The 23,355-nt window shown below is 65.1% G+C and carries 22 protein-coding genes; 7 read left to right on the top strand and 15 right to left on the bottom strand.

Annotated elements, in window-relative coordinates; genetic code table 11:
• Window positions 1-25 precede the first annotated feature (25 nt).
• From O6X71_RS10050 to O6X71_RS10085, 8 genes are all read right to left on the bottom strand, one after another.
• A complete protein-coding gene (locus O6X71_RS10050) occupies window positions 26-418 on the bottom strand; it encodes a hypothetical protein (protein WP_353465723.1) in 393 nt (130 codons plus the stop codon).
• 54 nt (window positions 419-472) lie between these two features.
• On the bottom strand, window positions 473-1,465 hold the full coding sequence (locus tag O6X71_RS10055; protein ID WP_353465724.1) for a type II secretion system F family protein: 993 nt from the start codon (window positions 1,463-1,465) through the stop codon (window positions 473-475).
• A 10-nt stretch (window positions 1,466-1,475) separates the two neighbouring features.
• A complete protein-coding gene (locus tag O6X71_RS10060) occupies window positions 1,476-2,450 on the bottom strand; it encodes a type II secretion system F family protein (protein WP_435368465.1) in 975 nt (324 codons plus the stop codon).
• Between the two features lie 64 nt (window positions 2,451-2,514).
• Window positions 2,515-3,804, bottom strand: a complete 1,290-nt coding sequence (locus O6X71_RS10065) for an AAA family ATPase (protein ID WP_353465725.1) — start codon at window positions 3,802-3,804, stop codon at window positions 2,515-2,517.
• Window positions 3,801-4,436, bottom strand: coding sequence for a CpaD family pilus assembly protein (locus tag O6X71_RS10070; protein ID WP_353465726.1), 636 nt, complete (start codon window positions 4,434-4,436; stop codon window positions 3,801-3,803). The genes O6X71_RS10065 and O6X71_RS10070 overlap by 4 nt, the downstream gene beginning before the upstream one ends.
• 47 nt (window positions 4,437-4,483) lie before the next feature.
• Window positions 4,484-6,082: a type II and III secretion system protein family protein gene (locus O6X71_RS10075; RefSeq protein ID WP_353465727.1), complete on the bottom strand. Its 1,599-nt coding sequence runs from the start codon at window positions 6,080-6,082 to the stop codon at window positions 4,484-4,486.
• Between the two features lies 1 nt (window position 6,083).
• Window positions 6,084-7,124: a Flp pilus assembly protein CpaB gene (cpaB, locus tag O6X71_RS10080; RefSeq protein WP_353465728.1), complete on the bottom strand. Its 1,041-nt coding sequence runs from the start codon at window positions 7,122-7,124 to the stop codon at window positions 6,084-6,086.
• A gap of 49 nt (window positions 7,125-7,173) precedes the next feature.
• Window positions 7,174-7,647 (bottom strand): A24 family peptidase, encoded by a 474-nt coding sequence (locus O6X71_RS10085; protein ID WP_353465729.1) that lies wholly within the window; start codon window positions 7,645-7,647, stop codon window positions 7,174-7,176.
• 78 nt (window positions 7,648-7,725) lie between these two features.
• On the opposite strand from O6X71_RS10085, the gene O6X71_RS10090 reads away from it, so the two are divergent.
• Window positions 7,726-8,679: an alpha/beta hydrolase gene (locus tag O6X71_RS10090; RefSeq protein ID WP_353465730.1), complete on the top strand. Its 954-nt coding sequence runs from the start codon at window positions 7,726-7,728 to the stop codon at window positions 8,677-8,679.
• A complete protein-coding gene (locus tag O6X71_RS10095) occupies window positions 8,676-9,761 on the top strand; it encodes an NAD(P)/FAD-dependent oxidoreductase (RefSeq protein ID WP_353465731.1) in 1,086 nt (361 codons plus the stop codon). The genes O6X71_RS10090 and O6X71_RS10095 overlap by 4 nt, the downstream gene beginning before the upstream one ends.
• A gap of 2 nt (window positions 9,762-9,763) precedes the next feature.
• Here O6X71_RS10095 and rnhA read toward each other — a convergent pair whose 3' ends face one another.
• From rnhA to ispH, 3 genes are read right to left on the bottom strand one after another with little or no spacing between them, the layout of a single operon-like run.
• Window positions 9,764-10,228 (bottom strand): ribonuclease HI, encoded by a 465-nt coding sequence (rnhA, locus tag O6X71_RS10100; protein WP_056064977.1) that lies wholly within the window; start codon window positions 10,226-10,228, stop codon window positions 9,764-9,766.
• The gene (gene thrB, locus O6X71_RS10105) at window positions 10,225-11,175 is read right to left on the bottom strand and encodes a homoserine kinase (RefSeq protein WP_353465732.1); all 951 of its coding nucleotides are present in this window, start codon (window positions 11,173-11,175) and stop codon (window positions 10,225-10,227) included. The genes rnhA and thrB overlap by 4 nt, the downstream gene beginning before the upstream one ends.
• A gap of 1 nt (window position 11,176) precedes the next feature.
• Window positions 11,177-12,133, bottom strand: coding sequence for a 4-hydroxy-3-methylbut-2-enyl diphosphate reductase (ispH, locus tag O6X71_RS10110; RefSeq protein WP_056064973.1), 957 nt, complete (start codon window positions 12,131-12,133; stop codon window positions 11,177-11,179).
• Window positions 12,134-12,290: 157 nt separating this feature from the next.
• On the opposite strand from ispH, the gene O6X71_RS10115 reads away from it, so the two are divergent.
• The gene (locus O6X71_RS10115; protein WP_435368472.1) at window positions 12,291-12,893 is read left to right on the top strand and encodes a hypothetical protein; all 603 of its coding nucleotides are present in this window, start codon (window positions 12,291-12,293) and stop codon (window positions 12,891-12,893) included.
• An 81-nt stretch (window positions 12,894-12,974) separates the two neighbouring features.
• On the opposite strand, the gene O6X71_RS10120 is transcribed toward O6X71_RS10115, so the two are convergent.
• On the bottom strand, window positions 12,975-13,583 hold the full coding sequence (locus tag O6X71_RS10120) for a Dps family protein (RefSeq protein WP_353465734.1): 609 nt from the start codon (window positions 13,581-13,583) through the stop codon (window positions 12,975-12,977).
• 165 nt (window positions 13,584-13,748) lie between these two features.
• On the opposite strand from O6X71_RS10120, the gene O6X71_RS10125 reads away from it, so the two are divergent.
• From O6X71_RS10125 to O6X71_RS10135, 3 genes are all read left to right on the top strand, one after another.
• A complete protein-coding gene (locus tag O6X71_RS10125) occupies window positions 13,749-14,663 on the top strand; it encodes an ROK family protein (protein WP_353465735.1) in 915 nt (304 codons plus the stop codon).
• A gap of 87 nt (window positions 14,664-14,750) precedes the next feature.
• Window positions 14,751-16,661 (top strand): putative bifunctional diguanylate cyclase/phosphodiesterase, encoded by a 1,911-nt coding sequence (locus O6X71_RS10130; protein ID WP_353465736.1) that lies wholly within the window; start codon window positions 14,751-14,753, stop codon window positions 16,659-16,661.
• Window positions 16,661-18,511, top strand: a complete 1,851-nt coding sequence (locus O6X71_RS10135) for a sensor histidine kinase (protein WP_353465737.1) — start codon at window positions 16,661-16,663, stop codon at window positions 18,509-18,511. Before O6X71_RS10130 ends, O6X71_RS10135 begins: the two co-directional genes overlap by 1 nt.
• 2 nt (window positions 18,512-18,513) lie before the next feature.
• Here O6X71_RS10135 and dinB read toward each other — a convergent pair whose 3' ends face one another.
• On the bottom strand, window positions 18,514-19,599 hold the full coding sequence (gene dinB, locus O6X71_RS10140) for a DNA polymerase IV (RefSeq protein ID WP_353465738.1): 1,086 nt from the start codon (window positions 19,597-19,599) through the stop codon (window positions 18,514-18,516).
• Window positions 19,600-19,699: 100 nt separating this feature from the next.
• Between dinB and O6X71_RS10145 the strand changes: the two genes are divergently transcribed.
• Window positions 19,700-21,139, top strand: a complete 1,440-nt coding sequence (locus O6X71_RS10145) for a phospholipase D-like domain-containing protein (protein WP_353465739.1) — start codon at window positions 19,700-19,702, stop codon at window positions 21,137-21,139.
• Between the two features lie 192 nt (window positions 21,140-21,331).
• On the opposite strand, the gene ctrA is transcribed toward O6X71_RS10145, so the two are convergent.
• A complete protein-coding gene (gene ctrA, locus O6X71_RS10150) occupies window positions 21,332-22,033 on the bottom strand; it encodes a response regulator transcription factor CtrA (protein ID WP_056064964.1) in 702 nt (233 codons plus the stop codon).
• A 152-nt stretch (window positions 22,034-22,185) separates the two neighbouring features.
• Complete coding sequence (locus O6X71_RS10155; RefSeq protein ID WP_353465740.1) at window positions 22,186-23,277, bottom strand: AI-2E family transporter; 1,092 nt, start codon at window positions 23,275-23,277, stop codon at window positions 22,186-22,188.
• Window positions 23,278-23,355 lie beyond the last annotated feature (78 nt).

Here is a 23,355-nt window from a genome sequence, read left to right on the forward strand (position 1 = left end):
GATGGGAGCGGGCCGCCCTTGGCGGTTAGCGACGGTCGAAGTCGAACCAGCCGCGCTTGGTACCGTCAGTATTGTAGGCCGGGCGTGCCGACGACGCGGCTACTGGACGCGTGTCGGGCGACACGAAGATCGAGCGGTCCTCGACCGGCGCACGGGTCGTCGTCACGGGGGCGACCGGCGCCACCGGCGTAGCCTTTACGAGGCGCGCATTCTCATGCTCGGCCTCGACCGCACGCTTTTCGGCGGCGGCGGCGCGGATGTCGGCGTCCTTCTTAGCGACCGCGTGCGCGTCACGTTCGGCGTGATAGCGCGCCTTCCACTTCTTGCCGCCGGGGTGGCTCGCCAATCCGAACAGCCAGCCGGCGACGAAGATCAGCGCAAGCGCGGCGAATTGCGTAGGCGTGGAAAACAACGGCATCTCAAAAACCCTCCTGTTACGGGGGCTCAACGATCCGGTTGCGTTGCGGTTGCCTTACCCCTTGAGCAGCGCATCGGAGATCGAGCAGGCGGCCGGGCCGAGAATGACGACGAACAATACCGGCAGGATGAACATGATCAGCGGCACGGTCATGATCGCGGGCAGCCGGGCCGCCTTTTCCTCGGCGCGCATCATGCGTTCGTTGCGGAACTCGCCCGACAGGACGCGAAGCGCGGAGGCGAGCGGCGTGCCGTATTTCTCGGTCTGGATCATCGTCGTGACGACGCCCTTCACCGCGTCGAGCTTCACGCGCAACGCGAAGTTCTCGAAGGCGCTGCGGCGGTCGGTCAGGAAGCCCAGCTCGATCGCGGTCAGGGTGAATTCCTCGCCCAGTTCGGGATAGGCGCGGCCGAGTTCGCGCGCGACGCGGTGGAACGCGGCATCGACGGTCAGGCCAGCCTCGGCGCAGATCACGAGCAGGTCGAGCGCATCGGGAAGGCCCTTGCGGATCGCATCCGAGCGCTTCTTGATCTTGTTGTCGAGATACAGGTCCGGCGCCTTGTAGCTCAGGATGAAGCTCATCGCGACGAGCCCGTATTTCTTGAGCGGACCCCAGGTCGCGAAACCGTCGGTGCCATAGACCCAGTAGAGCATCGCCCCGCCGATCACGATTGGCAGGACCAGCCGGCCGAAGATCACTGCGGGCGCCCATTCCTTCGAGCGGATACCGGCCTGCATCAGCTTGACTTGGACCGCCTTGACCTGGCTGTCCTGCAGCATTTTCATCGACGATAGGATGCCGCGCATCTGATCTGCGGTGTCGTTGCGCTGGACCAGTTTCGCGCGGCGCTTGGTCGACGCGGTGATGCCGGCCTTCAACTGTTCGCGCCGGTCGTTGAGCGCCTTGACGCGCTTCGCCATCGGATCGCGCACCGTGGTCACCGCATAGATCGCGATCATTACGGCAAACGCGGCGACCCCCGACAGGATCGTCGCGACCCAGAGTACGTCAACCCCGAGCAGGGTAGGTCCGGCGGTCTCGCCCATCGTCAGTCCCTCAGATCTCGAAGTTGATCATCTTGGCCATGATGAAGGCGCCGATCGCCATCCACACCATGCCGCCCATGCCGATCGCCATCAGCCGCTCGTCGACGAAGAACCGCTGCATGTAGGTGCCATTGATGAACCAGATCAGCGCGAACACGATGAACGGCAGAGCGCCGATGATGTACGCCGACGCCTTCGATTCCGACGACATCGCCTTGATCTTGAGTTTCATCTGGCCGCGCATGCGGAGTACGTTGGCGAGATTGGCCAAGGTCTCCGCAAGGTTGCCACCGGTCTCGCGCTGGATCGCGATGGTGATGACAAAGAACTGGAATTCGGGCGTGCCGAGCCGGTCCGCAGTCTCCTGGAGCGCGGCGTCCATCGTCCGGCCGATCTTCATCTTGTCACTGACCGAGCGGAATTCCTCGCCAACCGGGCCGTCGAGCTCGTGGCCGACGACGCCGATCGTCTCGCTGATCGGCAGGCCGGAGCGCAAGCCCCGGACGAGCAGTTCGATCGCGTCGGGAAACTTCGCGGTGAACTTGCCGATGCGCCGGTTGATCGTCTTGCCCACAACCAGATGCGGCAAGCCGATCCCGACAAACAGGCCGAACAGCAACGCCAGCAGGATCGGCATCCCCTTGAACAGCATAAGCACCGCGACGACCAACGCGATCCCCGCGGTCGCCATGCCGTATTGGCCGACCGTCCAGTCCTTCCCCGTCATCGCGAGTCGCTTGGCGAGCTGTACCGGGTTTGGCAGGATGCGACCGAACGCCAGATCCATCTTGGTATCGCGCACGTTCGAAATGCCGCGCATATGCGCGTCGGCCGCCGAGATAGCGTCGGCGTGACGGTCGCGTACGGATCCGAGCCGACGGGATTGTGAGCGGTTCGCCGAGGGCCCGGCAAAGGCGAACACGATCATGCCGAGCACGACGCTGGCGCCGATCACAACGATCAGGAGCGATGCCATGTCGGTCATCGGCGACCGCATTCCGCGCACAGCGAGGCGGCATTCGCTCGTGCATGCGTTCGAACGCGTACCGTCATTTCGCCTTTCCCGGCTTCGACGCGCGCTTCGTCATCAGTCCCCGGAGTTCACCGAACTTGCCCATCAGCGATCCGCCCCGCGATGCCTTTGCGCCGTCGGTACCGCAGTCCGCCACCGCAGCGGACAGCGCGCTGGCGAGCGCGACGATCGGCTGGATCGTCTTGCTGGTCTTGCCGACTTCAACAATCGGCTTGCCGAGCTTTGCCGCCTGCGCAGCGAGCTTCTGGTCGAACGATACGAGGTAATCGATCTTGCGCTCGATCGAGCCTTCGAAATCCTTGCGGCTGATTTCGAGATTGCCGCCGGTGTGCACGCGGTTAGCGACCACGAACAGCTCGATTTGCGGCGCGTTCGTCTTTAGCCACGACAGGATACGGATCGTATCACGCGCCGCCGCCAGCGTCAGGTCGGTGACGATCACCGCAAGCTTCACGTCGCTGATCAGATGCGGATGCTGGATCATCATCGCCCGCGGCAGATCGACGACGGTGCATTCGAATGCCGTGCGCATCTCTTCCTGCAACTGGTGAAAAGCGGAGCCATCGGTGATCACGGGCGTGCTGATCGGGGCTTCGGCGCTGAGCACCGACAAGTTCTCCGTAGCCTTGACCATCGCGCGTTCGATGAACAGTCCATCGATTCGGCTCGGGTTCTCGATCGCGTCGGTCAGGCCGCGGCCGGGCTCGAGATCGAGGCTGAGCGCGCCCGTGCCGAAATGCACGTCGAGATCGAGCAGGGCGGTAGAACGCTTTTCCTTGTCGGCGAGCAGCCACGCGATCGAAGTCGCGATCGTCGAGGCGCCGACCCCGCCGCGCGTGCCGACGACTCCGACCGAGCAATGCGGGCGCTCGGGCGACAGGTCGACGGGCTTCGGCGCATTGAGCATCATCTGCGCATGGACGAACGCCTCGCGCACCATGTCGGGATGAAGCGGCTTGAGCAGGTAATCCTGAATCCCGCTGGCGACCAGGTCGCGGTACAGGCGGACGTCGTTGACCTGGCCCGCCGCGATCACGACGGTGCCGGGCTCGCAGACTTCGGCGAGTGCGTGGATGTCGTTCAGCGGATCGCCCGACTCGGCGAGATCGACGAACAGGATCTGCGGCGATGCAGAGACCGACAGCGACTGGATCGCGTTGCGCAGCCCACCCTTGTGGATCTTGTCGACCGACCAGCCGAGTTCGGTCGCGATCGGGCGCAACGCCTCCGCGGTGGCCTCGTCGCAGACATACGCCATGAAGGGATCGCGATGCGCGGTACCAGCGGGCTTCCAGGGTGCGTTCACTGTTTTGCTCCCGTCGGGGCTGCGACAAGTTCGGCCGTCCCGGTCGGCGGTTTCTTGCGATAGGTGTCGATCGCCTTGTACGACACGGCGGCATCGGTGGTTTCGGTGCGCGCCGCGCCGCGAACCAGATCCGCCGGATTGGCGATCATCGCCGCGAGGTTGCTGTTGATCGCGCACCCATAGTCGGAAGATGTGTTCGATTCGAACTCGTTGGTGGCGTCGCGCGACCAGTCCGGGCAGCGGGGCACGCTCGCGCGCATCCGACTGACGATGACGCGGATCGAGCCCGGCGTGATTGCGGCAGGCGTGACCGGCGCATCGTCGCTCAGCAGCAGGCCATATCCTCCGATCACCGCCGCGATGTCGTCGCGCGCGGTGGGTCCGTCCCCGGCCGGATCATCGATCGAGACCCGGTCGCCGTAGCTTAGCCGCATCGCGTTCATCCAGCCGGAGAGACGCTGCCGCTCGCCCGGCGCCAGCGCACCGCCGGATACGCCCAGATCGAGCGCATAGTCGGATCGGCTGACGACCGGCTGATGGACTGATTCAAGACCGCGGTTCTCGGTTCCCATACAGCCGCCGAGCAACAGCGCGGGGACCAAGGACGCGAGCAGGATCGATTTGGTGATCATCGGATATCCTTGGTGCGTGGATCGCGAGCGGCGAAGGGAATGCCGGCTCAATTCGAGAACCCCGGCGCGGGCACGGCAGCCGTCTTCCCCTTGGCTTTTCCGGCGGCGGATACCGGGGCCGTGGACTCTTCGCTGCGGCGCGCGTCGCTGCGTGGCACGGGCATCGCCGGGGCAGCAGCACCGATCGAGGGCGGAACATAGGACGGTCGCGCCACGGTCGGAACCGGTCGCTTGCCGCCGCCACTGGCGCTCAGCGTTCCCAGCAGCACCCGGTCGATATCGCTTGGCGCGCGCGCACCGTCGGTCGGTAGCGCGATGTCGCTGGCGTTGTTGACCGGTTTGACGAGATACGGCGTGATTACGATCACCAGTTCGGTCTCGTTACGCTGGAACGCGTTCGAGCGGAACAGCGCGCCGATGATCGGCAGGTTCGAGAGACCCGGCGTCTTGTCGTAGCTGTTGTTGTGGCTGTTCGAGAGCAGGCCGCTGATCATCATGCTCTGGCCTGAACCGAGTTCGACCGTCGTTTCGGTGCGACGGGTCGTGATGCCGGGTACGCGCGTGCCGCTGAGCGTGACGCCGTTGTTGTAGTCGAGCTGCGAGACTTCCGGCCGTACCCGGAGCGAGATGCGACCGTCGGACAACACCGTCGGCGTATAGGCGAGGCTGATGCCGTATTGCTTGTACTCGACCGAGATCGTGCCGAGCGCCTGCGCCAGCGGAATGGGAACTTCGCCGCCCGCTAGGAACGTGCCGGTTTCGCCCGAGAGCGCGGTCAGGTTCGGGTTGGCAAGCGTCGTCACCTGGCCGAGCGTTTCGCCAAGATCGATAGCGCCGAGCAGGTCGACGCCGAGCAACTTGCCGGCGAGCCCGAACGTGGAACCGATCGCGGCCTTGGTTACGCCAGTGCTGCCTTCCGACGGTGTCGCACCCCCGACGAACATTCCACCGCGAGGCGAATACAGCGAGGCATCGCGTCCTTGCCCCAAACCGAACTTGAAGCCGCCAGTCCCATCGAACGACTGAATGTTCACCCCGATGTTCTTCACGAACGAACGGCTGACTTCTGCAATACGCACCTGCAGGTTCACCTGCAGGGGAGTCGCCGTCTTCAGCCGCGACAGGACCTTCGTCGTGTCGCCGACGAACGCCTGCACCAGCCGCTCGGCTTCGGCCGCATCCTCGGGTGCGGCAACCGTGCCGGTGAGCAGGATCAACCCGTTCATCGGCGTCGCGACGACCTGCGCTTCGGGCATCGCCAGCCCGAGCATCTGCTGTACCGAATCGAGGTTGTTGCCGACCCGGATCGTCGACGCATAGACGACCGCGCCACCCTGCGCGGTTGCCGAAATCGTCGTCTCGCCGGTCTTTTTGCCGAAGATGTAGAGCTGGGTCGGCGAACGGACCTGAACGTCGGCGATGGTGTCGTCGGCGACGAACAGGTCGCTCATCGGTCGCGCCAGCGTCACGAGACGTCCGCGACCCGTGTTGACCTGCACTACGGGCAGTCCAGATTGGGCGACTTGCACCTTGGCTTGTCCACGCTGGGCGAGTGCAGGGACGGAAGGCGCAGCCGTGGCAGCCACCAGTGCCACCGCGAGCGGCCAGCCGAGACGGGGCGTGCGGCGCGTCATCGAGATACGCATCTTAATTCTTCCCCCCGACCGGAACGACGGTCACTGCGTTGCCGCGGGCGATCCGGACAGCCGGGCCCTGCATCACGACGGCACCGCCGCCGCCGGACTGCGGGCTGTTCATGGCCTGCACCGAACGATTGTCGCCGCCGCTTTCCGGTGGTCTGCCGGGCACCGTGCTGCGCTGATACCGCGAAATGTCGGCGCCGGTCTGATAGCTGGATCCGCCGGAGATCGGCTGGCTGGCGACGCGGATCAGCATCGCCTTCTCCGCCTTCGGATCGGTGCCGTCGGGTACCTTGACCGCGCCCGACGCGATCGCCTCCTCGAGTTCGGCGGAATTGTCCGCGATCGAGCGCAGCGACAGCGACAGCGAGCCGACCGTCTGTGCGAGGGCAACCTGTTCGGCCATCTTCGGCGTCGCCTCGATCGTCACGTTCGAGAACGTCTTGACCTCGGTCTTGCCGTCAGCACCGACCAGATTGTCGGTTCGCTGATCGGTCGCGAGCACGCGCATATTGCGCAAGATCGTTTCCGAAACCTTGAGCGGTTCGCCGTCGCCACCGCCCTTGACCTCCTGCGTCAGGACCAGGTCAATCCGGTCGCCGGGAAACACGAAGCCCGCGACTGCGGCCTGCGCCGAAACGGGAACGGTGACCGCGCGCATGCCGGGGCCGAGCGCGGCAGCCAGGAACCCGCGATCGCCGGGCTTCACCAGCGCGCCCTGAGTCACCGGCTGTCCGGCGGTGATGATGCTGCGCACCACCGTGCCCTGAAGCGATTTCAAGTCGGTCTTGTCGCGGAGGTAATAGGCGTTGTCGACCAGCTCCTTCGGCCAGGGCTGGAACTTCAGCGCGGTCGCGTCGAGGATCGTGCCGACCGGCAGCGAGCGAGTCGCGACCAGCACTTCGGGACCATCGACAACCGGCGCTGCAATAACAACGGCGCCAGCCTGTGGCGCCGAACTGCCGGCGATCAGTGTTCTGGCAAAGAACGCTGTAATAGCCGCGACTATAAGCGCGCCCGCCAGCAAAATGACCTTGCGTGTATCCATGACTAGATCGTGCCTTTCAGGCGCCGCGAATGTATTTCGCCGTTAATCATCACTGAAACTGGTTAAGGAGTGGTTCGCGCAGCGCGAGAAGGCCGGCGATTGCTATTGCTACGCCGTAGGGGACCTCGATCTGGCCCAAGTTTTTCTTAGCGTGATGCTCGATCATCATGACGAGCGTAACGAGGCCGCCTGCGATCGACATCACCATCAGCATCGACAGGAACGCGGCAAACGGCAGCCACAACGCGAGCGCGACGATCAGCTTCACATCGCCGCCACCCATCATCCCGAAATGGAAGGCCAGTAGGAACAACGCGAAGACGACGAGCGCCACGCCGATCTGAAGCGCCATGCCGGGCCACGGATCGAGGGCGTTCGCATACCACCAGACCGGCGCAAGCAGGGCGACAGTCGCGGTCTTCCAGTTTGCGATTTCACGCGTTCGTGCGTCCTCGATACCCGCGGAGACCAGGAGTACCCCGAGCAGGAAGATCAAAATTGGAAGAGCAATGTTCCACCCCATCGGCTAGGTCCTAACGGACATGGCTTTCGAAAAAGTAACCGTCCCTGGAGAATTTCGAATGGTGGCACGGGTTTGCGCATGACGAGCGATCCGGCGGCGGTGCGTCGGACGATTCCGGACGAGGCGCGCATCGGCTATTGGACTGCGCCCGACGGCTGGAAGTTGCGCCGATTCGATTGGCCTGCGCAGGCGCCACGAGGGCGGATTCTGTTCCAGACCGGGCGTGGCGATATCGTCGAGAAGTATCTCGAGACGTTCGCGCACCTGCATGCGCAGGGCTGGTCGGTGACCGCATTCGACTGGCGCGGGCAGGGCGGTTCCGGGCGCTTGTCGAGCGATCCGCATGTCGGCCACGCGAGCGACTATCGCGTCTTCGATGCCGACCTCACGGCGTTCTGGTCGGATTGGATCGGGGAGGAGGCAATCGGGGACCTGCCGCGCGTGATACTCGGCCATTCGATGGGCGGGATGATGGTGATGCGTGCGCTTGCCGATCGCACGATCCAGCCCGATGCGGCGATCCTGGTCGCGCCGATGATCGGTTTGAAAGCGCCGTTCGGGGCGGCGTTCAGCGCAACGATTGCGCGGTGGATTGCCGGTCGCGGTGACCCCGCGCGCGCGGCATGGCGCAGCAACGAGCGGCCGGGATCGGTCGCCTCGCGCCAGTCGCTGCTGACGCATGACGCCGATCGCTACAGCGACGAGGGATGGTGGCAGACGGAGCATCCCGAACTCGTGCTGGGGCCACCGAGCTGGGCATGGCTTGCAGAGGGGTTTGCGGGCGCAGCGGCGCTCGTCGCCGATCCACGAGTCGAGTCCATCGATACACCCGTGCTGATGCTGATCGCGGAGGCCGACAAGCTGGTCGATCCGCGCGCTGCGCTCCGGCTCGCGGCGCGGCTGCCTAATGCGCAGGTCGTGCGCTTCGGTCCCGAGTCCGCGCATGAGATCCTGCGTGAAGCCGACGAGGTACGAAACCGCGCGCTGTCGGCGATCGATTCGTTTCTGGCGGCGTGCGGAGGCGGACGATGACGCGTGTGTACGACATCGCGATCGTCGGCGCGGGGATGGCGGGTGCAAGCCTTGCCGCGGCTATCGGGTCGCAGGCACGTGTGCTCGTTCTCGAAGCGGAGGATGCGCCAGGCTATCACGCGACGGGTCGCTCGGCGGCCTTTTGGTCGGAAACTTACGGAGGGCCAGCTATCCAGCCGCTGACCACGGCATCCGGCCCGTTGCTGCGTGCGGCCGGCCATCTCGCGCCGCTTGGTTCGCTGCACATAGGCCGCGCGGAGGACGAAGCGGCGATGGACACGTTCCTCGCCGAGTTTGCCGATAGCGAGGTGCGTCTGGACCAAGTCGATCCTGCTGCTTTCGTGCCCGGACTGCGTTCCGAATGGACGCTCGGCGTACAGGAAGCGACCTGTGCCTATATCGACGTCGCCGCGCTCCACGTCGAAAGCATTGCCACCGCCCGGCGCGCGGGTGCGGTCTTCGTCACCGATGCGGCGTTTGCGGGGGCGGCCCGTGCCGACGGGATATGGACGATCGAGACGAAGGCCGGCGCGTTCCGGGCGCGGACGATCGTCAACGCTGCCGGGGCCTGGGCGGATACAGTCGCAACGCGTGCCGGCGTGCGCCCGTTAGGCCTGCAGGCCTATCGTCGGACGATGGTGCAACTCCGCACCGATCCCGGCGCGCCTGACGGGATGCCGCACGTCGCCGATCTCGGCGGCCGTTTCTATTTCAAGCCCGAGCCCGGCGGTCGGCTGTGGCTGAGCCCGCATGACGAAACGCCGACGGACCCGTGCGACGCCGCGCCCGAGGAGATCGACGTCGCGATCGCGATCGACCGGTTCGAGCAGGTCGTCGACTGGCGAGTCGCAGGTGTCGAGCGCCGCTGGGCGGGCCTGCGCACGTTCGCACCCGATCGCCTGCCGATCTATGGTTTTGACCGCGACGTGCCCTGCTTCTTCTGGTGCGCGGGGCAGGGGGGCTTCGGTATCCAGACCGCCCCCGCGGCTGCGTTGCTCGCCGCCAGCCTGTTGCTCGGCGTCAGTCCCGACCCTGCGGTCGCAGCGATCGACGCCGCACGCTATTCGCCCGGGCGGTTCTAGGTCTACTTGCGTCCGGCCGCGACGGCGGCATCGCTCGCCAGCTTGTCCGCGCGCTCGTTCTCCGGGTGGCCCGCATGGCCCTTGACCCACTGCCACTCGATCTTGTGCCGGGCGACCGCGGCCAGCAGCGCGTGCCACAGTTCGGCGTTCTTCACCGGCTTCTTGTCGGCGGTCTTCCAGCCGTTGCGCTGCCAGCCCTTCACCCATTTTGTGAGGCCGTCCATCACGTATTTGCTGTCGGTGTACAGCGTCACCGCGCACGGCCGGGTCAGCGCGTTGAGCGCTTCGATCGCCGCGGTCATCTCCATCCGGTTGTTGGTCGTCGGCGTCTCGCCGCCCGACAATTCCTTTTCGTGCGCGCCCATGCGGATCACCGCGCCCCAGCCGCCGGGCCCGGGATTGCCCTTGCACGCGCCGTCGGTGAAGATCTCGACCTTGGTGATGGAAACGGGAGCTTCGTCAGTCATGCGAAAAGATCGTCCTTGCGATACGCCTCGAACCGCCGCCAGTACGCCAGCGGATCCTTGCGCGTCACCAGCGCATCCGCCGGCGTGTTCAGCCAGTCCCACGCGCGCGTCAGCAGGAACCGCAGGCATGCCCCCCGCGCCAGAATCGGCAACGCAGCGCGCTCCGCATCGGACAGCGGGAAGCGGCTGGCATAGCCGTCGATCAGCGCCTTGCCGATCGCCGGGTCGTAATTCTCGCCATTGGCGTCGAACGCCCAGGACGTGTGCATCACCGCCATATCATAGGCGCGGATGTCGGTGCAGGCGAAATAGAAGTCGATCACCCCGGTCACGCGGTCGCCGAGCATCAGCACGTTGTCGGGGAACAGGTCCGAATGGATCGCCGCCATCGGCAGGTCGCGCGGCCATTCCGCCAGGACCGCCGTCAACGCCGCCTCCGTCCGGTCGAACAGCCCCGGCTCGATCGTGTCAATGTCGCGACCGCAGCGCTCCAGGAACGGTCGCCACGTATCCGCACCGAGCGGGTTGGGGCGGACCTGGTCGAACCCGGCGAGGCTCGTGTGCATCTGCCCCATCGCCGCACCCGCCGCAAACGCCTGCGCCGCGGTTGGATGCGATACTGATACGCCGGTCAGGAACTCGATCAGGCATGCCGATCGTCCCGCGAGCTGCTGGATCGCCGTGCCGTTGCGGTCGGGCAGCGCGCGCGGGACCGGGTTGCCGTCGTCGGCGAGGTGGTCGAGCATGTCGAGGAAGAACGGCAGATCGTCGGTCGACGTCCGTTCCTCGTACAGCGTCAGGATGAAGCGATCCGCCGTCGTCTCGACGAGGTAGTTGCTGTTCTGCACGCCCTCCGCAATGCCCTTGGCGGACAGGAGTTCGCCCCGATCGTACCGCGCAAGGAACGCGCTCAGCGCCTCCGCGGACACCTGCGTGTAGACCGCCATGCTAGGCGGCCGCCTCCAGTCCGCGTGGCAGCTTGAACGCGATCGTCTCGCGGTTCGTCTCGACCTCGCGCTCCGACACCGTGAAACGCTCCGACAGCCGGTCGACCAGTTCGCGGACCAGCAGTTCGGGCGCCGACGCTCCCGCCGTAATCCCCAGCGTGCCGACGCCGGCGAGGAAGTCCCAGTCCAGTTCGCTCGCGCGCTGGATCAGCATCGCCGGCGTCCCCTCGCGCTCGGCAACCTCGACCAGCCGCACCGAGTTGGACGAGTTCGGCGCACCGATCACCAGCACCGCGTCGACGCTGTGCGCGATCGCCTTGACCGCAGTCTGGCGGTTCGAGGTGGCGTAGCAGATGTCCTCACCGCGCGGCGGCAGCATCTGCGGGAAGCGGCGCTGCAACGTCGCCACGACGGCGGCGGTGTCGTCGACCGACAGCGTCGTCTGCGTCAGGAAGGCGAGGTTGGTATGATCGATCGGCATGAACACCTCGGCGTCCTCGACCGTCTCGATCAGCGACATCGCGCCCGCCGGCACTTGCCCGAACGTACCGATCACCTCGGGGTGCCCGGCATGGCCGATGAACACGATATGCCGCCCCTGCGCGACCAGACGCTCGGCCTGACGGTGCACCTTCGACACCAGAGGACAGGTCGCGTCGAGATATTCGAGCCCGCGATTCTGCGCGTCGAGCGGCACCGACTTGGGCACGCCGTGCGCGGAGAACACGACCGGGGCGCCATCGGGCACCTCGTCCAGTTCCTCGACGAAGATCGCGCCCTGCGCCTTCAGCGTGTCGACGACGAACTTGTTGTGGACGATCTCGTGGCGAACATAGACCGGCGCCCCGTGTTTCTCGATCGCCAGTTCGACGATCCGGATCGCGCGGTCGACGCCTGCGCAAAAGCCTCGGGGTGCTGCGATCAACAGTTCGAGCGGCGGCTTGTCGATTGGGCTCATGATGCCACGCCTCTACGCGATTGCTTGCCTGGACGATAGCCGGTTCCTATGGTGCGCCGCGACAGGGGCCGCTTGCGACATGCGGTGGCCCTTTCGCTCGTTCGAGAAGGTAAGCGTCGCCGTGAAAGCCCCTATCCTAGCCGTTTCTGCGTGTGCGATCTTGTTGAGCGGGTGCGCCGGCAAGGGCGAAGTCGACGCGACCGGCGGCATTTCCGCAGTCCGCTCGGTCTGCCCGCCCGTGGCGATCCCAGCGGCGACCGGTGACATCACGCTGTTCGACCCGGTCACCAGCCGCGACCAGTCAGCGATCGACGTCGTCGCCTTCATGACCAACGTCCGCTCGACCTGCGCCGATGCGACCGACCAGGTCGTGACCAACGTGACGTTCGACATCCGGGCCCGCCGCACGCGTACTGATGCGGCGCGCGACGTGACGTTGCCGTATTTCATCACGGTCGTGCGGGGCGGCAGCGCGGTCGTCGCCAAGCGCATCGGCCGGGTGGCGTTGCACTTCGCCGCCGGACAAGCGCTGGCTTCGGCGTCGGGCACGACGACTGCAACCGTGTCACGCGCTGCGGCCACCCTGCCGGAAGACGTTCGGGAGAAACTGACCCGCCGGCGCAAGGCGGGCGATCAGGACGCCGCGGTCGATCCGCTGAGCACGCCGGAAGTTCGCCAGGCCGTGCTGCGCGCGAGCTTCGAGGCGCTGGTCGGATTCCAGCTCACCGACGATCAGTTGAAGTATAACGCCACGCGCTAAACACACCGTGCGGCTGTGGCCCACGGTACTGTCGGAACGAAGTACGGCCCCCCTCTTCGTATGAAGAGGGGGGCCGTAATCTTACTTGTCGCTACGGACCAGTTCGGTCGCGGCGAGGTGTTCCGCCAGGAACCACACTTGCGGTTCATGCGTGCGAATGATGTTGCTCACCAGCAGATCGTTGGTGCCGTCGTCGCCCGATTCGTCGGCGGCTTCGGCGCCTTCATGGGCCTGACGCAGGATGATCTCGTGCGCTTCGAGCAGGCGCGCAAGCTGGGTCGGGACATCCTCGCGACCCCTGGGCGGGCGGGGAATCGTCGTCATCTCCGCGACGTCGTGCGACATCGCGATCGAGATACCGCCAAGTGCCATGATGCGTTCGGCGACGAGATCAACGAGTGCTGCCTGCTCCTCGTAATGCTTGTCGAGCAGCAGATGCAGTTGGTAAAACGTTGCGCCCGACATCTGCCAATGATGCTTCTTGTACATGTCGCGGATCGTCATCGTGTCCGCGAGCACCTGGTTCAGCGTCGCGACGCTCTGGGCGCGGGCATTGTCCTCAAGTGCGATCGGGAGTTTCTTCAGCGTCCCATAAGGCTGAATTTCGCGATACTCGACCTTGTACTGTGGCTGTGCCTCGACCGATACATCGGTGTCCGCCTTGATCAGCTTCGCGGGTTTCTTTGCCATTCGGAATTCCTGTCTGTTCGGGTGAACTCGACCGGCATAACGCACGAACGGACGGATCGACAGCAGATCAAATCCTCGTTCAGCGTGATCGTCAGAACCGACCTGCTCTTGACTGGACGGCGTCGGCGAAGGAAGCGGGCGCGGCAAACGTGTTGGGAGTTGAGGATGACGGAAGCACCGCTGGTCGCAGGTATCGAACTTGGCGGCACCAAATGCATCTGCATTCTTGCGCGCGGACCCGACCAGATCGAGGAAACCGTGCGGATCCCGACGACCCGCCCCGAAGAAACGCTGGCCGCGATCGAGGCGGTGCTCGACCGGTGGAGTGGCTTCGTGGCGATCGGTATCGCGAGCTTCGGCCCGGTCTCGATCGATCGCCATTCGGGCGATTACGGCCATATCACCTCGACGCCCAAGCCGGGCTGGGCCGGGACCGACATCGCGGGACGGCTGAGCCGACGTTACGGCGTGCCCACGGGCTTCCATAGCGACGTGGTCGGCGCAGCGTTGGCCGAGGCATTCTGGGGGGCGGCGAAGGGCCTGCCGGACATCGCCTATGTCACGGTCGGCACGGGCGTGGGCGCTGGCATGATCGCGGGCAACCGTCCGGTCGATGGCCTCACGCACTCCGAACTCGGCCATATCCGCCCCGCTCGGTTCCAGGGTGACGACTGGATCGGCAATTGCCCGTTCCACGGCGCGTGCATCGAGGGACTGGTAGCGGGACCCGCCATCGCGGCACGGATCGGCTTTCCGGCGGACGAAGCGCCCGCCGAGCATCCGGTCTGGGACAACGTCGCGGACGCGCTGGGGCAGCTTTGCCACACGCTCGTGCTCACCGGCATCCCGCGCCGCATCGTGATGGGCGGCGGCGTGATGGGGGCATCGCATCTGTTCCCGCGGGTCCGCGCGGCGATGACGCGGAGCCTCGGCGGATACATCACGCTACCCGAGGTCGCGCTCGTCGATACGTTCATCGTGCCGCCTGCGTTAGGCAACAACGCCGGGCCGCTTGGCGCAATCGTGCTGGGCGCTCAAGCACTTGGACATAAGTTACAAACATCGTTCACAGCGCCTTAACTGCTTTAGGTTACTATCCTTCGTAACGATGAAGGCACTTGGCGTACCGCAAGGCACGGATGCGGTGGCCAGTGAGGAACTGTATCGATGCGCATTCTGATCGTGGACGACGAGCCAGCGATGCATGACAGCTACCGGCGCAGCTTCGCCGGTCAGCGATCGGAGAGCGGCGAGGCGCTTGGCGCGATGGCGGCCGACCTGTTTGGCGGGAACGCCAGTGAGCTCCGCCGCGGGGACATCGCCGGCTTCGTGCTGACGCATGTGCATCAAGGGCTGGACGCGGTCGCGGACGTCGCGCGGGCGTTGGCGGACGGCGAACCGTTCGCGGTCGCGTTCATCGATATCCGCATGCCACCCGGTATCGACGGGCGCGAGACGGCGCAGCGTATCCGGGCGCTCGACCCGGAGATCAACCTCGTCATCGTCACCGGATTTTCCGATTTCTCGCCGATCGAGATCAGCAAGGTTGCAGGACCTGCCGACAAGATCTTCTACATCGCAAAGCCGTTCGAGGTCGCCGAGGTCACCCAGACCGCGACGGCGCTTGCGAAACGGTGGGAAATCGATCGCGAGTTGAAGGCGGCCCGTGTCACGCTGGCCGCGCAGGTTGTTCAACTCGAAGAGCAGAGCGCCGAGCTTGCCGCGAACGAGAGTCGCGCGGTGCATATGGCGACGCATGACTCGCTGACCGACGCGCCGAACCGGCTCGCGTTCCTGCGCGCGCTGGCCGAACGAACGCGCGCGGCGGGGCTTTTCGCGACGGTCATGGTCGATCTGGATCGGTTCAAGCTGGTCAACGACACGCTTGGCCATCTGGCAGGCGACGCGCTGATCCGTGAGATCTGTGCGATCCTGCAGCGATCGGCGCCGGAGGGAGCATTGGTGGCCCGGCTCGGCGGGGATGAGTTCGGCATCTTGTTCGAGACGTCCGGCGAGGCGGCGGGTGTCATGGCATGCGAGCGAGTCGTCGCGGCGTGTTCGGTCAGCCTGCAGGTGTTCGGCAATTCGGTGCAGGGCGGCGCGTCGGCGGGCGTGGTCGTCAGCGAGGGCGGGCAGGGCCGCGATCCGGTCGACGTGATGCGGCGGTCCGATCTCGCGCTCAACGACGCCAAGCGCGGTGGGCGAGGGATCGTCCGTCTGTTCGACGAAAGCATGGACGAAGGCATCCGCTTTCGCCGGCGGGTCGAGGGTGGGCTGAGCCAGGCGATTGCGAAGGGCGAACTGAGTTTGGTCTATCAACCGATCGTGTCGCGCGACGCGGTCGAGGTGATCGGTTTCGAGGCGCTCATCCGCTGGAACACCGACGAATATGGCGCGATGAGCCCAAGCACGTTCATTCCGATCGCCGAGGAATCGAACCTGATCCACGAACTGGGCGACTGGGTGCTGGGCGAAGCGCTCGACGTCCTGAAGCAATGGCCTGGCCAGTATGTCTCGGTCAATTTCTCGCCGCGCCAGTTCCGCCGGCATAATTTCGTCGGGCATATCATGGAGAGCGTCGAGCGCGCCGGGATCGAGCCTGCGCGATTGCAGATCGAGATTACCGAAACCGCGATCTTCGACGATGCGGAACGCGCGGCTGAGACGCTCTACAAGCTGCGCCAGATGGGGTTCCGGATCGCGCTCGACGATTTCGGGACGGGCTATTCAAGCCTCTATAACATCCGCAAGTTCGCGCTCGATTGCCTGAAGATCGACCGCTCGTTCATCGATGGGATGGGTCGGGAGCGCGAAAGCGCGGCGATCGTGCATTCGATCATCCATCTCGGTCGCGCGCTGGGGCTGGGCGTGATTGCGGAAGGCGTCGAGACCGACGCGCAGGTCCAGGCGCTCAAGCTGGCTGGGGCGAGCCATTTCCAGGGGTATTTCTACTCGCGCCCGGTTGCCGCGGATGTTGCGCTCGACATGGCTAAAGCGCGCTATCTCGGCGGCGAAGACGATGTTGCGGGCGACGGACCGACGACACCGCGGCAATTGGGCAATGGAATGCTCAACTAGTGCCGACGGTCGGGATGGGTCGCGTTCCGGCGACGCTGGGGCGGCAATTCGGCAAGATGCGGCGGCCTGCATCGCTCGGTGCGAAACTCCTGCTGATCATGACGGGCGTCGCGCTGTGCGGAACAGTCGCGATCACGGTGTTGCTGGCGTCGATCATCACGCCGAGCTTTACCAAGCTGGAAGACGCGGCGATTGCGGGGCAAGTCGAACGGACGCGTGCGGTGCTGTCGAAATACGCTGCTGGGGTCCAGGCGGAGGCGCGAGACCGCCGTGATGAAACAAAGCTATCCGGGGCGCGACTTGCGCCTGATAGGAGCGCCAAGCCATCGACGCGGTTACTCCCTGCCGATGGCGTTGCCGATATCGCAGCAAACGGGCGCATTGCTCGCGCGAGTTGGAACGGACCACCGGGTTCGACCTCGTCGCAACAATGGATTGATTTGCTCGATCGTACGGACTTTGCGCACGTGCTTGGCCGGCGTCGGTCGGCGCGGTTCTATACGCGGCTGGGGAACAGTGTCGCAGCGGTAGGTGTCGCGCGAATGGCGGCGGCGAGCGGCGCGGATACCGGGCAGGGCTATATCGCGGTCGCACGTCTGATAACCGCCAAGCAGATTTCCGAAGCTTTGGGTGTCGACGCGACGTTAGACGTCGGTTCCAGCAGTTCGGGGGTGGCGACCTATCGAGGGTCGAGAGCGCCAATTGCCGTGCCACTGATCGGAGCCGACGGACGCGCCGTGGCCACGGTTCGGTTTGCCGTGCCAAGTGATGCAACGCGGCTCGGCCGGCGCGTGCTGGTGTTTGCGATCGCAGGATCGATCGTGCTGTTGCTGTTCGTGCTCATCGTGCTGCGTCGTCTCATTGCGCAACTCGTGCTGCGTCCGTTGCTGCGCATCGAAAATCATATGCGCCGAGTTCGCGCGTCGGGATCTCTCACCCTGCTCGAAGAGGATGAGCGGCGCGACGAGATCGGTTCGCTCGGACGCAACTTCAACGCGATGTTGCAGCAATTGAAGGATCTGCGTGAACAGATCGGCGTGCAGTCATTCGATCTCGGGCGGAGCGAAAGTGCGGTGGCGGTGATGCACAACGTCCGCAACGCGTTGAACCCGATCAGCACGATCCTCAGCCGCGAGATCGCGCAGGTGCCGCCAATCGATCGCGCCACGCTCGATCGGGCGATCGAAGAACTCGCGCGAGGCGATGTTTCCGACGAACGCCGCCAGAAACTTGCCGCGTTCGTCACCGCAGCAATCGACGCGGACGCCGCCAACCGCGAATCCACCCGCCACGAACTCAGCATCGGCCGGGAGGCGATGGGGCATGTTCTGGAGATCATCGGCCAGCAGCAGCAGGGCGCGCACGAACGTCCGGCGCTGGAGATATGCGACGTCACCGCGATCATCGCGCGCAACGCGACGATCGTCCGCTATCTGGACGGCGCTTCGATCGCGTTCGGATTTCCGGCGGGACCCAATCTCGTCATGGCGAACCGACTGATCCTGAGCCAAGTGATCGGCAATCTGTTCGCCAATGCAGCCGAGTCTATCGTCGCCCGGGGAACCGGTAGCGGATCGATCGTTACCGCTATCGAGCAGGTCGACGGCCGTGTGACGATCGAGATTCGTGACGATGGCGAGGGGATCACGCCCGAGGTCGCGGCGACGCTGTTCCACCGCGGCTTCTCGACGCGTGCGCATAAGTCTGGCGGGCTGGGGCTGCACTGGTGCGCCAATTCGATGAACACGATGCAGGGTTCGCTGCGTCTGGAAAGCGAAGGGCCGGGACAAGGCGCGGTTGCGATCCTGACGCTGCTGGCGCCCGATGCAGGGGGCGCCGACGCCAGTTGAACCTACAACAGGCTTGGCTGCACTTCGTCGTCCTCGCCCATAATGCCCGACAACGTGAGCCCGAGCAGGCGCACGCCGTCCGGCACGGGTAGTTGTGCCATCAGCAGGTCGAGGCCAGCAGCCAGGAATGCGGCCTTGTCCGTGACCGGCGCCTGTGACGATCGTGCACGCGTGATCGTGCGGAAGTCGGCGTGGCGCAGCTTGAGCGTGACCGTGCGACCGCGGGTACCATGCCGTTCGATCCTCACCCACGCCGCATCCGCCACCCGGTGCAGCGCCGCGCGGAGATCTTCAGCAGTCGTCAGGTTCGTCTCGAACGTCCGTTCCGCGCCGACCGACTTTGCCGCCCGGTTGACGCGTACGGGGCGGTGATCGATGCCGCGTGCCGCACCGTAGAGATAGTCCGCATAGCTGCCGAAATGCGCCTGGAGGAACGCGAGCGTCATACCGTAAAGGTCCGCGCCGGTGAGGATGCCGAGCCGCTCCATCTTCTGCGCGGTCACTGGGCCGACACCGTGGAAGCGCTTGACCGGCAGCGACTGGACGAACGCCGCGCCGCGCTTCGGCGTGATGATGCAGATCCCGTCGGGCTTGTTCTGGTCCGAGGCGAGCTTGGCGATGAACTTGTTGTAGCTGACCCCGGCAGATGCGGTGAGACCGGTATCGGCCTTGATGCGTGCACGGATTTCCTCCGCGATCGCGGCGGCCGTGCCTAACCCGCGGATGTCCTCGGTAACGTCGAGATACGCCTCGTCGAGCGACAGCGGCTCGATCAGGTCGGTATAGTCGGCGAATATCGCACGGATCCGGTTCGAGACTTCGCGGTATACGTCGAACCGGGGGGGCACGAATACGAGGTCGGGACATTTCCGGATCGCGGTGACCGATGGCATCGCGCTGCGGACACCGAACGCTCGCGCCTCGTAGCTCGCAGCCGCCACCACGCCACGCGCACGCGACCCGCCGACCGCCACCGGACGGCCCTTCAGCGAGGGATCGTCGCGCTGTTCGACCGACGCATAGAAGGCATCCATGTCGACATGGATCACCTTGCGCTGCGCCGGCGGCTGGGTAGGAGGAGCGGCCATCGTCATCCCAGATAGGGCGGCGGGACGCGCCGATACAGGGCGTTTACGCAACCAAACCGCGCGCCGCGCATATCTTCCGGCAACGGACGAAGGGATACCGATGCAGGTTGGGACGGAGTGCTGGCGGATCGAACGTGCCGAGCGGATGGCGGTGATCGTCGATGCGGCAGACTATTTCCGGACGGCGCGCGTCGCGATGCTGGGGGCCAAACGCCGCATCCTGCTGATCGGCTGGGATTTCGATGCGCGTATTTCGCTCGAGCCTGGCGTCGATCGGCCGGGCGAACCCAAGACGCTGGGCGCGTTCATGCACTGGCTAGTCGAGCGCGAACCCGAACTCGAGATCTTCGTGCTGCGCTGGGATACCGGGGCGATCAAGTCGCTGTTCCGCGGATCGACGCTGTTCACGATGCTCAAGTGGATGCGGCACAAGCGGATCCATACCAAGCTCGACGGGCATCACCCGACCGCGGCGTCGCATCACCAGAAGATCGTCATCATCGACGATGCGCTGGCGTTCTGCGGCGGGATCGACATGACCGGCGACCGGTGGGACACGCGCGAGCACCGCGACGGCGATCCGCACCGCGTCCAGCCATCGGGCAAGCCGTACAAGCCGTGGCACGACGCGATCAGCGCGGTGCAGGGCCCCGTTGCGCATGCGCTGGGCGAGCTGTTCCGTCGTCGCTGGCGACTGGCGGGGGGCAAGCCGATGGCGGCAGGCGTGCCGGGCGGGACGTTCTGGCCTGAGGGCCTTGCGGTGGATTTTCGCGACGTCGACGTCGGCATCGCGCGGACGGAGCCGGAGATGTCGGACCAGGCGCCGGTGTACGAGAGCGAGGCGCTGTTCCTCGGGCAGATCGCTCGCACGAAGAAGCATCTGTATATCGAGAGCCAGTATTTCGCGTCGCGCAAAGTGGCGGAGGCGGTGGCGAGGCGGCTCGACGAGGCGGACGGGCCGGAGATCGTCATCATCAACCCGACCGTGGCGCAGGGGTGGCTGGAGCCGCTGGCGATGGACACGGCGCGGGCGCGGTTGATGGAGGCGCTGCACCGGCGCGACACGCATCGGCGGCTGCGGATGTATCATCCGTACACGAGGGACGGCGCGCCGATCTATTGCCACGCGAAGATCCTGATCGCGGACGACGACGTGTTCCGGTTGGGATCGTCGAACGTCAACAACCGGTCGCTGCGGCTCGATACGGAGTGTGATTTGGCGATTCGGGCCGTCGATGCGGCGACTGCGGAGGGGATTGCGGCGATCCGGGACGGGTTGATGGCGGAGCATCTCGGCGTCGCGGTGGAGGTGGTCAGTGCGATGATCGCCGAGACGGGGTCGCTGATCGAGACGATCGAGCGGTTGCGGCAGGATTCGGTCGGCGTGAGCAAGACGTTGCGGTGTTACGAGGTGCCCGATCTGACTGCGGTCGAGGCTTGGTTGGCGGATAACGAGGTGCTCGATCCGGAAGGCCCTCAGGAGATGTTCGAGTCGCTCAGCAAGCGAGGGCTGTTCCGGCGGTGGCGGCGGAAGGCCTAGCGGGGCGCTGCCTTCGAAAAAATAGTCCGTCATCCTCACGAAAGTCAGGATCCAGAGCAATCAAGGACGGCCTTCTGTACCCTGGATCCTGACTTTCGTCAGGATGACGAAATTGGGCGGCTACCCCGAGAAATAGGAAAGGCCGCGGCACCCCCCGATGCCGCGGCCTTCGTGCTCCCGAAAACTGGGGAGTTACGCAACCTGGGATTCGAGCACTTCGTCGGGTTCGCGCAGCACGTAGCCGCGACCCCAGACGGTCTCGATGTAATTCTCGCCGTCGCAGGCGAGGCTGAGCTTCTTGCGGAGCTTGCAGATGAAGACGTCGATGATCTTCAGCTCGGGTTCGTCCATCCCGCCGTAAAGGTGGTTGAGGAACATCTCCTTGGTCAAGGTCGTGCCCTTGCGGAGCGAAAGCAGCTCCAGCATCGCATATTCCTTGCCGGTCAGGTGAACGCGGCTGCCGTTAACCTCGACGGTCTTCGCGTCGAGATTGACGGCCAGCTTGCCGGTGCGGATGACCGACTGGCTGTGCCCCTTCGAGCGGCGGACGACGGCGTGGATGCGCGCGATCAGCTCCTCGCGGTGGAACGGCTTGGTGACATAGTCGTCGGCGCCGAAGCCGAAGCTCCGTACCTTCGAGTCCATCTCGTTGACGCCCGACAGGATCAGCACCGGCGTCGCGACACGGGCGACGCGCAGGCGCTTGAGCACGTCATAACCGTGCATGTCGGGCAGGTTCAGGTCGAGCAGGATGATGTCGTAATCATACAGCTTGCCCAGATCGAGGCCTTCTTCCCCGAGATCGGTGATGTAGACGTTGAACCCTTCGGTCGTCAGCATCAGCTCGATAGCCTTGGCCGTCGTCGGCTCGTCCTCGATCAGCAGCACTCGCATGCGTCGTCCCCTGTTCGCGAGACCGCCCGACACCCCATGTCAGCAGCTCGACTTCCATTCATTAACCACACAACATCTGAAGGCAAAAGGTTAATTTCGAACTAAGGTTGACGGGACGAATCGGCCCGTTCGCCAGCGAGCAGTTGAATTCTTTACAAATCTTCGCTCGGAGGGCTCGGCGTCAGGTCGGGGCCGAGCAACGTCCGGTGGACCGTCTTCGGGATATCCTCGCCGAGAACCTCGCGCAGATACAGGCTGCGGACGAGCGTGAAGATGACCACCAACAGGGCTGCGGAGAAGAACAATCCGAACAGGCCGAAGATCGTACCGATGCCGATGATGGCGAAAACCGTGATCGCGGGCGGGATCGAAATCACGCGGTTCTGCACGTACGGCGTGATGAAATTGGTCTGGACGAGCCGTACGACCGCATAGGTGACGAGCGTGCCGACGATCGCCGAGGTCCCCTGCGTCGCGGCAAGCCCGAGCGCCGGGATCATCGCCGCGGTCGGGCCGATATAGGGAATGAACTCGGACAATCCGGCGAGCAGGCCGAGCGCGGCGGCGCTGGGGACGCCCGACAACCAGAGCCCGATGCCGACCAGGATTCCCATCGTCGTCATCAGGATCAGCGACGAGCCGAGCCAAAGCCGGAGCGTCGAGCCGACGTCGAACAGCGCATCCTCGACCGCGGCCCGCTTCGAGCGCGGGATGAGCAGCAGGAAGCCACGTTCGTACACCTTGGGGTCGGCAGCGAAGAACAGCGCGCCGACCAACAGCAACAGGCAGTTGAGCACGAGTTCGCCCGCGCCCGTCACGAGTCCGCCGACATCCTGCGCGACCTTCGACCCGGCATAGGCCTGCTGCACGGCATCGACGAGCTTCGCGCCGACTGCGCTTTGCGAGAGATACGCGGCGAGCTGGTCGAGCAGCGCCGGCGTCTGGGCGATCAGGACGTTGACCTGGCTGCGGAACTGCACGCCGAACAACCAGACCAGGAACGCGATGACGCCGAGCACGGTGGCGATGCCGAGGCCGAGCGCGGGCTTGCGCGGGATCCGGAGATGGTCGCGGTAGAGATCGGCGATCGCGTGGATGACGATCGCGCCGAGCATCGATCCGAAGGCGAGGATGAGCAGGTCGCCGGCTTTGTAGAGTGCGGCGACGACCGCGACGATCACGATGGTCAGGATGACGCGGCGGATGAAGCGCGAATCGTCTGCATCGGGGGCCAGGCGGTTCACGCTGCGGCCCGCCGAAAAGCTGGAAGTTCACAAAGTGCACACGCTGGCGCGGTTTGCGCGGAGTGTGCACTTCCGGCT

The organism is Sphingomonas faeni (assembly GCF_040407505.1).
Taxonomy (GTDB): Bacteria; Pseudomonadota; Alphaproteobacteria; order Sphingomonadales; family Sphingomonadaceae; genus Sphingomonas; species Sphingomonas faeni_E.

Coding starts and splice junctions, on each gene's coding strand:
- O6X71_RS10050 (WP_353465723.1), bottom strand. CDS start 418: ATGCCGTTGTTTTCCACGCCTACGCAATTCGCCGCGCTTGCGCTGATC.
- O6X71_RS10055 (WP_353465724.1), bottom strand. CDS start 1,465: ATGGGCGAGACCGCCGGACCTACCCTGCTCGGGGTTGACGTACTCTGG.
- O6X71_RS10060 (WP_435368465.1), bottom strand. CDS start 2,450: ATGACCGACATGGCATCGCTCCTGATCGTTGTGATCGGCGCCAGCGTC.
- O6X71_RS10070 (WP_353465726.1), bottom strand. CDS start 4,436: ATGATCACCAAATCGATCCTGCTCGCGTCCTTGGTCCCCGCGCTGTTG.
- O6X71_RS10075 (WP_353465727.1), bottom strand. CDS start 6,082: ATGCGTATCTCGATGACGCGCCGCACGCCCCGTCTCGGCTGGCCGCTC.
- cpaB (WP_353465728.1), bottom strand. CDS start 7,124: ATGGATACACGCAAGGTCATTTTGCTGGCGGGCGCGCTTATAGTCGCG.
- O6X71_RS10085 (WP_353465729.1), bottom strand. CDS start 7,647: ATGGGGTGGAACATTGCTCTTCCAATTTTGATCTTCCTGCTCGGGGTA.
- O6X71_RS10090 (WP_353465730.1), top strand. CDS start 7,726: ATGACGAGCGATCCGGCGGCGGTGCGTCGGACGATTCCGGACGAGGCG.
- O6X71_RS10095 (WP_353465731.1), top strand. CDS start 8,676: ATGACGCGTGTGTACGACATCGCGATCGTCGGCGCGGGGATGGCGGGT.
- rnhA (WP_056064977.1), bottom strand. CDS start 10,228: ATGACTGACGAAGCTCCCGTTTCCATCACCAAGGTCGAGATCTTCACC.
- thrB (WP_353465732.1), bottom strand. CDS start 11,175: ATGGCGGTCTACACGCAGGTGTCCGCGGAGGCGCTGAGCGCGTTCCTT.
- ispH (WP_056064973.1), bottom strand. CDS start 12,133: ATGAGCCCAATCGACAAGCCGCCGCTCGAACTGTTGATCGCAGCACCC.
- O6X71_RS10120 (WP_353465734.1), bottom strand. CDS start 13,583: ATGGCAAAGAAACCCGCGAAGCTGATCAAGGCGGACACCGATGTATCG.
- O6X71_RS10125 (WP_353465735.1), top strand. CDS start 13,749: ATGACGGAAGCACCGCTGGTCGCAGGTATCGAACTTGGCGGCACCAAA.
- O6X71_RS10130 (WP_353465736.1), top strand. CDS start 14,751: ATGCGCATTCTGATCGTGGACGACGAGCCAGCGATGCATGACAGCTAC.
- dinB (WP_353465738.1), bottom strand. CDS start 19,599: ATGGCCGCTCCTCCTACCCAGCCGCCGGCGCAGCGCAAGGTGATCCAT.
- O6X71_RS10145 (WP_353465739.1), top strand. CDS start 19,700: ATGCAGGTTGGGACGGAGTGCTGGCGGATCGAACGTGCCGAGCGGATG.
- ctrA (WP_056064964.1), bottom strand. CDS start 22,033: ATGCGAGTGCTGCTGATCGAGGACGAGCCGACGACGGCCAAGGCTATC.